The following is an 8,582-nucleotide window of genomic DNA, read 5'->3' as shown; positions in this document are numbered from 1 at the left end:
CCCCCCGGCCTCCGCTCCACCCAGTCGTCCCCCCGGGAAGAGGCCCAGCAGGTGTCCATGGACCAGCACGTCGTCGCGTCGTCCGCCCTCCAGGACGCCGGGGCCCAGACCCCGCGACGGCGGGGACTGCCCGACGTCCCGCCGCAGGCCGGGGGACGCGCCAGCCGGCGCGCCGCCGACCGCCGGGCGGCCGAGGAGGCCGTCGCCGGGGCCATCGAGGCCGAGGAGATCCCGGCCGCGCCGTCGGCGGGCGACGACCTCTGGGGTGCGCCCACGCCGACCCCCGCCCCGGCCTCGGACCCCTCCGGCCGACACCGGACCGCCCGATCCGGGCACGCCACCCTCGAGGCGCCCGCGGACCCGGTGGCCGACGTCGTCGTGCCCGAGGCCCCCGCGGTCGACGAGCAGCTCGAGGCCCTGCGCGCGGCTGCCCTCTCGGGCACCGGCAGCACCCCGCGCCGTCGCCGGGCCGACGCCTCCGGCCGGCACCGCACCGCCGGCACCGGCCTGCAGTCCGCCGTGCGCCCCGGGCCGCTGGAGGCCGAGGGCACCCTCGTCGCGGTCGTCGGCAGCAGCGAGCCGCTGCACACCCCCGACCACGCCAGCGGCTTCATCGAGGTCATCACCGCGGTCGCCGACAGCGACTTCCTCGGCGACGCCCCGTCACGCCCGGAGCTCGCCTCCGAGGTCAGCGGCCTCCTCGTGGAGGAGATGGCCCAGGAGATGGCCGCCGGGATGGCCGACGAGCTCGCCCGCACCGCCAGCGACCCGGCGCCGCTGCCGATGGACTCCACCACCGTCCTGCCCCCGCTCAGCAGCCTGCTGACCACCCCGGCCGCCGCGCCGCGCGTGCGCGGTCCGCGCCCGCCGGTCCCGCCCGCCCGCGGTGCCGGCCGGTCCCGCACCGCTCCTCCGCACCCGACCACCCGCGGGCGTTCCGCGGCCGCCGACGGCCTGGCCACGGTGACCCAGCTGCTGCCGGCCGCCCCGGACGCGGCTGCCGTCGTCGACCCCGCCCCGGCCGGGCTGACCGCGCTCGGCCTGCCCGCCGCCCTCCTCGGCGAGGACTTCGGTGCCGATGCCGCGGCCCGCGGCACCTTCGCCGCGCTGACCGCCGTGCTGGCCCGCACCCTGCCCGACGCCCCCACAGCGCCCGCCGAGCCCGGTGACGTGCTGGTCGTCGTCGGCCCCGGCGCGGACGCCCTCGGCGCCGCCCGCGTGCTGGCCACGTCGCTGCGGCTGGACCCGGCCCGGGTGCAGTGGGCGACCCGGGGGGAGCTCTCCGGGCTGTCCACCCCCGACGTCGGGGTGCCCACCGCGGCCGTCGCGGCCACCCGGCGCGAGGCCGCCGCGGGCGCCGGCGTCCCGACCGTCGTCGCCGTCGACGTCCCGCTGCGGGACGCCGGCTCCGCGTGGGTCGCGCAGATGCTCCAGGCGTGGGCCCCCACCGCCGTCTGGGGTGTCCTGGACGCCACCCGCAAGCCCGCCGACCTCACCGGCTGGCTGGCCGGCCTGCCCCGCGTGGACGCCGTGGTCGTCACCGACACCGAGTCCTCGGCGGACCCCGCCGCGCTGCTGGCCGGGCTCCCGGTGCCGGTGGCCGTGGTCGACGGCGCCCGCGCCACCGCGCACCGCTGGGCCGCGCTGCTGTGTGAGCGGTTGGCCGGCCGGCCGTGAACCCGCTGCGCTGGGACGTCCTCGGCGCAGCCCTGCTCTTCGCCCTCCCGGTGCTGCTCATGGGGGCCCAGGGCTCGCTCGACGTGGACGAGGTGACCGCGCGACTGCCCTGGTGTCTCCTGGCCGGCTGGGTCGCCAGCTCCCTGCTGCGCGCGGCGTTCTCCCCCCGCCCCTCGGCTGCCCGGCGCCCGGCCGCCCGCGGCCGGGTGACCGCGGACGCCGGACACGAGACCACCGACTCCTGACCCGCACGCACGACGGCCGGGACCCGCACCCGCGGACCCCGGCCGTCGGTGCGCTCAGACCGGCAGGTCCTCCAGCATCTCGGTCACCAGCGCCGCGATCGGCGACCGCTCGGACCGGGTCAGCGTCACGTGTGCGAACAGCGGGTGGCCCTTGAGCGCCTCGATGACCGCGGTGACGCCGTCGTGCCGGCCGACCCGCAGGTTGTCCCGCTGGGCGACGTCGTGGGTGAGCACGACGCGGGAGTTGGTGCCCAGCCTGGACAGCACGGTGAGCAGCACGCCGCGCTCCAGGGACTGTGCCTCGTCGACGATGACGAAGGAGTCGTGCAGCGAGCGGCCGCGGATGTGGGTCAGCGGCAGCACCTCGATCAGCCCGCGGGCGAGGATCTCGGTGACCACCTCGCCGGAGACCAGCGCCCCCAGGGTGTCGAAGACCGCTTGCGCCCAGGGCGCCATCTTCTCGCCCTCGGAGCCGGGCAGGTAGCCCAGGTCCTGCCCGCCGACGGCGTACAGCGGCCGGAAGATGACCACCTTCTTGTGCGCCCGCCGCTCCATGACCGACTCCAGGCCCGCGCACAGCGCCAGCGCGGACTTGCCGGTCCCGGCCCGGCCGCCCATCGACACGATGCCGACCTCGGGGTCCAGCAGCAGGTCCAGTGCGATCCGCTGCTCCGCCGAGCGCCCGTGCAGCCCGAAGGCCTCCCGGTCCCCGCGGACGAGCTTCACGTGCTTGTCCGCGGTGACCCGGCCCAGCGCCGACCCGCGGGAGGACAGCAGCACCAGCCCGGTGTGGGTGGGCAGCTCGGCCGCGGTGGGCAGGAAGAGGGTGCCGCCGGCGAAGAGCGCCGCGATCTCGTCGTCGCTGAGGGAGACCTCCGCCATCCCGGTCCAGCCGGCGTCCACGGCCCCCAGCGCGCGGTACTCGTCGGTGTCCAGGCCCACCGCCGCGGCCTTCACCCGCAGCGGCACGTCCTTGGTGACCAGGCAGACGTCGCGGCCCTCGGCCCGCAGGTTGAGCGCGACCACCATGATGCGGCTGTCGTTGCTGTCGTTGCGGAACCCGGCCGGCAGCACCGAGGCGTCGGAGTGGTTCAGCTCGACGTGCAGCGTCCCGCCGGTGTCACCCACCGGGATCGGCGCGTCCAGCCGCCCGTGCTGCACCCGCAGGTCGTCGAGCAGGCGGAGCGTCTGACGGGCGAACCAGCCCAGCTCCGGGTGGTGCCGCTTCTCCTCCAGTTCCCCGATGACGACCAGGGGGACGACGACGTCGTGCTCCTCGAAGCGCAGCAGGGCGCCCGGGTCGGAGAGCAGGACGGAGGTGTCGAGGACGTACGTGCGGCGAGAACTCACGGATCGACTCCCGGTGGGGTGCTGGCGCACCCCTGCTCGAAGGTGGCCGGGCCCCGGCGCAGAGGCCGTGGTCCGGCCCCCCTGGTCGACAGCTCGCATCGCACCAACCGGGCCTCCCGTGTCCGGCGAGGCGGGCTCCCCGGACACCTCGGACGCTAGGCCCGCGAGGTGTCCGGCAGGTGACTTCCGGCCCTACGCCGACCGGCGTGTCGCGGCCTCAGCCGGACTCCTTGCGGAACTGCGAGGTCCCGTACCAGGCGCCCAACCCGGCCAGCAGGACGGTGAACAGCACGCCCCAGCCGACGTCGGGGGCGCCGAAGTCGCCGGCGAACAGCGCCCGGGCGCCGTCCACGATGTGCTTGAAGGGCACCAGGTCCGACACCGTCTGCAGCCACCCCGGGGCCAGCGTCATCGGCAGCAGGATCCCCGACAGCAGGAGCACCGGGAAGAGCACCACGTTCAGCAGCGGGGCGAAGGCGTCCTCGCTCTTCAGCGTGAGGGCCAGCGCGTAGGACACCGCGGCCAGCGACCCGCCGAGGACGGCCACCAGCACGATCGTCAGGGCCACCCCACCGACCGAGGCGTCCAGCCCGAACGGGACGGCGACGAGCACCAGCACGACACCCTGGACGGCGAGGACCAGCACGTCGCGCAGCACCCGGCCCAGCAGCAGCGCGGCCCGGGGCGCGGGACTGACCCGCTGGCTCTCGATGACCCCGGCCCGGTACTCGGCGATCAGGCTGAACCCGACGAACGCGGTGCCGAACAGGCCCAGCTGGACCAGGATCCCGGGCACGAAGACCTGGTAGGCGTTCGCGCCGCCCAGCTGCCCGGCGATCGGCTCCAGCAGCGGGCCGAAGAGCACGATGTAGAGCACCGGCTGCATGAGGCTGATGACCAGCCAGGCCGGGTTGCGCAGCGAGGTGCGCAGGGCCCGGGTGAAGACGGTCCCGGTGTCGCGGACCAGGGTGCTCATCGGGCGGTCTCCTCGGCGGGCGCGGTCTGCGCGGTGGTCTGAGCGGTGGTCTGAGTGGTGGTCTGCTCGCCGTCGCGCAGCGAGCGGCCGGTGACGGTCAGGAAGACGTCGTCCAGGCTGGGACGGCGGCTCTCCACGCCGGCGACCTCGATCCCGGCGGCGTCCAGGTCGCGCAGCAGGGTGACCAGGGCGGCGCCGCCGGCGGGGACCCGGCAGGTGACCCGGTCCCCGGTGACCTGGGCGGCCTCCGCGCCGGGCAGCGCGGCCATCCGGCCGGCGACGTCCCCGGCCCGGTCGGCGTGCGTGGCGGTGACCGTCAGCAGGTCACCGCCCACGGAGCTCTTCAGCGCGTCCGGGGTGCCCGAGGCGACGATGACGCCCTTGTCGATGACCAGCACCCGGTCGCAGAGCGCATCGGCCTCGTCCAGGTAGTGGGTGGTCAGGAAGACCGTCGTCCCCCGGTCCCTGCGGAGCCCCTCGATGTGGCCCCACAGGTTGGCCCGGGCCTGCGGGTCCAGGCCGGTGGTGGGCTCGTCCAGGAACACCAGGCCGGGCACGTGCACCAGGCCCATCGCGATGTCCAGCCGGCGGCGCTGGCCGCCGGACATGGCCTTGGGCTGGCGTTCCCACAGCCCGTCCAGGTCCAGTTCGGCGAAGAGCTGCTGGCCGCGGGCGGTGGCGTCGGCGGTGCTGACCCCGTACAGCCGGGCGTGGGAGACCAGCTCCTCCCCCGCGCGGTTCTCCGGCGCGGTCGAGCCGGCCTGGGAGACGTAGCCGATCCGCCGCCGGACACCGACCGGGTCGCGGAGCAGGTCGCAGCCGGCCACGGTGGCGGTGCCCGCGGTCGGGGCCAGCAGGGTGGTGAGCATCCGCATGGTGGTGGTCTTGCCGGCCCCGTTGGGGCCCAGGAAGCCGACGATCTCGCCGGCCTCGACGTCCAAGTCGACCCCATCGACGGCGCGCACCTCGGTGGAGGCCTTGCCGCGCTTCTTGGCTGCGAACGTGCGGGACAACCCGCGGGCGTGGATCACGGGCCAGATGATGGACCCGGCGGCTCAGTCGGGTCGAGCGGGTTCCGCGCGTCGCGGCCGGGCGGCCACCAGCGCCCACACCACGGGCACCACCAGCACCGGCCACTGCAGCGACAGGTCGCCGACCCACAGCAGGCCGAGCACCAGGAACAGCGCCAGGCAGGCGGCCGACCACAGCCCGAGCACCCGGCGCTCGCGCGCGGTGCGCCTCATCCGGCGAGCTCGGCGGTGACCCGGGCCGGGGTGAGCGGCTCGTCCAGCAGCCGGAGGAACCGGTCGGCCGCCGACTGCCCCGCCGGACGGGCGGCCAACCAGCCGGCGAGCAGGTCGTAGCCCTCGACGTAGGTGGTGATGTAGGCCCGCCACAGCGGGTGGGTGAGGAACCGCAGCTGCTGGGCGGCCCGGTCGCGGCTGACCAGCGACCACCGCTGCAGGTGCGCGACGACGTCCTCGGTGGGGGCGCCTCGGTCGTGCAGCATCACCGCGGCGTCCTGACGGACCCGGTTGAGCGGGGCCGCCGCAGCCGACACCCGCTCGGAGAGCCCTCCGTCCAGTCGCAGCCCGAGGTCGGCCAGGACCTCCTGGGCCCACGGGCCCCACCCCGGCCCGACCGCTGCCTCCAGGCCCAGGTCGGCCAGGCCCTCGGCCATCAGGCACTCGGGGGTGTTGACCAGGAAGACGGTGTGCTCGAGGTGCCGGTCGCGCTCGACCAGCCCGCGCTCCTTGCGGCAGTGCTCGGTGTGGTGGCCGGGGTAGGCCTCGTGCGCGACCAGGTGCGGCAGCTGACCCAGCCGGTGCGGGAGGTCGGCGTTGATCGCCACCCGCGAGCGGTAGCCGCCCTCGTAGTAGTTGAAGCCCGACCAGGGCTTGTCGGTGACCACCTCGTACTGCACGGTCTCGGCCTCGGGCAGGCCGTACTGCCCGCGCACCCGGTCGCGCAGCGCGCTGGACAGCGCGTGCACCGCGGCCTCCAGGCGCTCGGGCGGGCACTCCTCCCGGCGGCGGTGCTGGGCGTACCGCTCGGCCAGCGTGCCGGTGCCCGGCAGCAGGTCCTCCAGCTCGGCGTGCGCGGCGGCGTAGTCGGCGGGGTCCCCGAGGTCGACGTCGACCTGGAAGTAGGAGCGGACCTCCTCCCGGTAGGTGACCGGCTCCCCCGCCATCACCCGGGCGGTGCACTCCAGCGCGGTGAGCTGGCCGCGCAGGTGCTCGACGCGGTCGGCGGCCAGGTCGGTCGCGTCCAGCTCACGGAGCAGCCCCCGGGCCTGGTCTCGCACCCCGCGCGGGGTGGGGGCCGGCTCGTCGAGCACCTGGGCCCGGAGCCGCCGGTCGCCGGTGTAGGCGTCGACGAACCCCTCCTCCAGGCGGTCGAACCGCAGCCCCAGCTTCACGTACTCCAGGGGCAGGTCGACCGCGCCGGCTGTCATGGCACCCAGTCTCACACCCGCGCGGTCAGCCGCCGAAGCGGCGCTGACGGGCCGCGTAGTCCCGCAGCGCGCGCAGGAAGTCGACCCGGCGGAACTCGGGCCAGTAGACGTCGGTGAAGTAGAACTCCGAGTGCGCCGTCTGCCACAGCAGGAAGCCCGACAGCCGCTGCTCCCCGCTGGTCCGGATCACCAGGTCGGGGTCGGGCTGCCCGCGGGTGTAGAGGTGCTCGGCGATGTGCTCGACGTCCAGGTCCTCGACCAGCTCGTCCAGCGTCGTCCCGCGCTCGGCGTGCTCGGCCAGCAGCGACCGGACGGCGTCGGCGATCTCGCGCCGGCCGCCGTAGCCGACCGCCAGGTTGACCGTGGCGCCCGCCCGGCCACGGCTGTCCTCCTCGGCCTGCTTGAGCACCGCGGCGGTCTCCGCGGGCAGCAGGCCCAGCGCCCCGACGGCGTTGAGCTGCCAGCGCCGGTCCGGTCCGGACAGGTCGCAGGCCACGCCCTCGATGATCCGCAGCAGCGGGGTGAGCTCGGGTTCGGGCCGGGTCAGGTTGTCGGTGGACAGCAGGAACAGGGTGACGACGCCGACGCCGGTCTCGTCGCACCAGCCCAGGAAGTCCGCGATCTTGTCCGCCCCGCGGCGGTGGCCGTCGTTGACGTCCTCCAGCCCGATCGCCCGGGCCCAGCGGCGGTTGCCGTCGACGATCACGCCGACGTGGTGCGGGGCGGCGGCCCGGTCCAGGCGACGGACCAGCCGACGCTCGTACAACGACGTCAGCGCCGTGCGCACCTGCTCGCGGGCCCCCACGGAGAGCCACCCTAGGACTCCGCTGCGCAGACCGGGAGGGCCCCGGTCGACGCAGGGCACCGTCCCCCGGAGACCTCACAGCCGGGTGGGGTGCGACGGGGGGCGACCGCGCCCTAACCTCGGACCATGAGCGCAGTGCACGACCCCGCGGAGACCGTGCGGGTGGCCTCCGACGGCTCCGAGGTCCAGGCGCCCCCCGGACAGGCCGCCACCGCCGTCGTCGCGGAGGGCGAGCAGGTCGACGCCGTCCTCCGCGACGGCGAGTGGGCCGACGCCGAGTACGGCGACGCCGACTTCGACCACCCCGACACCCGGCCGCGGCTGCGTGGCTGGCTGCACCTCTTCGCGGCCTTCGGGTCGATCGTCGCCGGGGCGGTGCTGATCCCGCTGGCGTGGACGCACGGCGGGGTGCGCGCCGGGCTGCCGGTGAGCATCTACTGCCTCACCATCCTGGGGCTGTTCGGTATCAGCGCCGCCTACCACCGCCGGCGCTGGTCGCCGCGCGGCTGGAAGCTGATGAAGCGGCTCGACCACTCGATGATCTTCGTGTTCATCGCCGGCACGTACACGCCGTTCGCCGCCCTCGCCGTCCCGGCTCCGACGAACTGGGTGATCCTGGCCGTCGTCTGGGGCGGGGCGCTGGGCGGCGTGGCGCTGAAGATGGCCTGGCCCACCGCACCGCGCTGGCTGGGTGTGCCGATCTACGTCGCGCTGGGCTGGGTGGCGGTCTTCGTGCTCACCGACATCCTGGCCCTGGCCGGGGTGACCGCGATGGTGCTGCTGGCCGCCGGCGGGGTGCTGTACACGATCGGTGCGGTCGCCTACGCGATCAAGAAGCCCAACCCGTGGCCCGGCGTCTTCGGCTACCACGAGGTCTTCCACGCCATGACGATCGTGGCGGCGGCCTGCCACTACATCGCCGTGTACTTCGCGATCTTCAACTCCCCCTTCGTCTGACCGTCCTGCCCCTCCGCGCCGGGCCGGTGCCCGGCGCGGAGGGTGTCGCTCAGGGGGCGGGGACCACCGGGGTCGGCTCGACGGTGCTGGCCTCGCCGGGGGTGGGCCCGGCAGGGG

At 75.4% G+C, this 8,582-nt stretch carries 8 protein-coding genes and 1 pseudogene; 3 read left to right on the top strand and 6 right to left on the bottom strand.

The annotated features are described in order from the left end of the window. Window positions 1–1,677, top strand: a pseudogene (locus AC0IVP_RS21575) (hypothetical protein); the annotation flags it as partial. Next, window positions 1,674–1,922 (top strand): hypothetical protein, encoded by a 249-nt coding sequence (locus tag AC0IVP_RS21570; protein WP_056292910.1) that lies wholly within the window; start codon window positions 1,674–1,676, stop codon window positions 1,920–1,922. The pseudogene AC0IVP_RS21575 and the gene AC0IVP_RS21570, both read left to right, overlap by 4 nt. Window positions 1,923–1,976: 54 nt before the next feature. On the opposite strand, the gene AC0IVP_RS21565 is transcribed toward AC0IVP_RS21570, so the two are convergent. The 6 genes from AC0IVP_RS21565 to AC0IVP_RS21540 form a co-directional block, all read right to left on the bottom strand. Then, complete coding sequence (locus AC0IVP_RS21565) at window positions 1,977–3,272, bottom strand: PhoH family protein (protein ID WP_471759234.1); 1,296 nt, start codon at window positions 3,270–3,272, stop codon at window positions 1,977–1,979. A gap of 217 nt (window positions 3,273–3,489) precedes the next feature. Beyond that, window positions 3,490–4,248, bottom strand: a complete 759-nt coding sequence (locus tag AC0IVP_RS21560) for an ABC transporter permease (protein ID WP_471759233.1) — start codon at window positions 4,246–4,248, stop codon at window positions 3,490–3,492. Beyond that, a complete protein-coding gene (locus AC0IVP_RS21555; protein ID WP_471759232.1) occupies window positions 4,245–5,279 on the bottom strand; it encodes an ATP-binding cassette domain-containing protein in 1,035 nt (344 codons plus the stop codon). The genes AC0IVP_RS21560 and AC0IVP_RS21555 overlap by 4 nt, the downstream gene beginning before the upstream one ends. 24 nt (window positions 5,280–5,303) lie before the next feature. Continuing rightward, window positions 5,304–5,492: a hypothetical protein gene (locus AC0IVP_RS21550; protein WP_056292923.1), complete on the bottom strand. Its 189-nt coding sequence runs from the start codon at window positions 5,490–5,492 to the stop codon at window positions 5,304–5,306. Then, window positions 5,489–6,703 carry a hypothetical protein gene (locus tag AC0IVP_RS21545; protein WP_056292928.1) on the bottom strand — a complete coding sequence of 405 codons (1,215 nt, stop codon included), beginning with the start codon at window positions 6,701–6,703 and terminating at the stop codon, window positions 5,489–5,491. Before AC0IVP_RS21545 ends, AC0IVP_RS21550 begins: the two co-directional genes overlap by 4 nt. Window positions 6,704–6,728: 25 nt before the next feature. Beyond that, window positions 6,729–7,508: an isoprenyl transferase gene (locus AC0IVP_RS21540; protein WP_056292929.1), complete on the bottom strand. Its 780-nt coding sequence runs from the start codon at window positions 7,506–7,508 to the stop codon at window positions 6,729–6,731. Window positions 7,509–7,634: 126 nt separating this feature from the next. Between AC0IVP_RS21540 and trhA the strand changes: the two genes are divergently transcribed. Next, entirely contained in the window at window positions 7,635–8,465 is an 831-nt protein-coding gene (trhA, locus tag AC0IVP_RS21535) for a PAQR family membrane homeostasis protein TrhA (protein WP_082556736.1), read from the top strand. The last annotated feature ends 117 nt before the right edge of the window (window positions 8,466–8,582 follow it).

It is taken from the genome of Klenkia sp. AC732 (assembly GCF_979256525.1).
The sequence above is the reverse complement of the archived record's forward strand: the minus strand, read 5'-3'. Positions and strand labels throughout refer to the sequence as shown.

What these genes read in the sequence shown, in the direction of transcription:
- AC0IVP_RS21550 (WP_056292923.1), bottom strand. Translation starts at nt 5,492, where the DNA reads ATGAGGCGCACCGCGCGCGAGCGCCGGGTGCTCGGGCTGTGGTCGGCC.
- trhA (WP_082556736.1), top strand. Translation starts at nt 7,635, where the DNA reads ATGAGCGCAGTGCACGACCCCGCGGAGACCGTGCGGGTGGCCTCCGAC.
- AC0IVP_RS21545 (WP_056292928.1), bottom strand. Translation starts at nt 6,703, where the DNA reads ATGACAGCCGGCGCGGTCGACCTGCCCCTGGAGTACGTGAAGCTGGGG.
- AC0IVP_RS21560 (WP_471759233.1), bottom strand. Translation starts at nt 4,248, where the DNA reads ATGAGCACCCTGGTCCGCGACACCGGGACCGTCTTCACCCGGGCCCTG.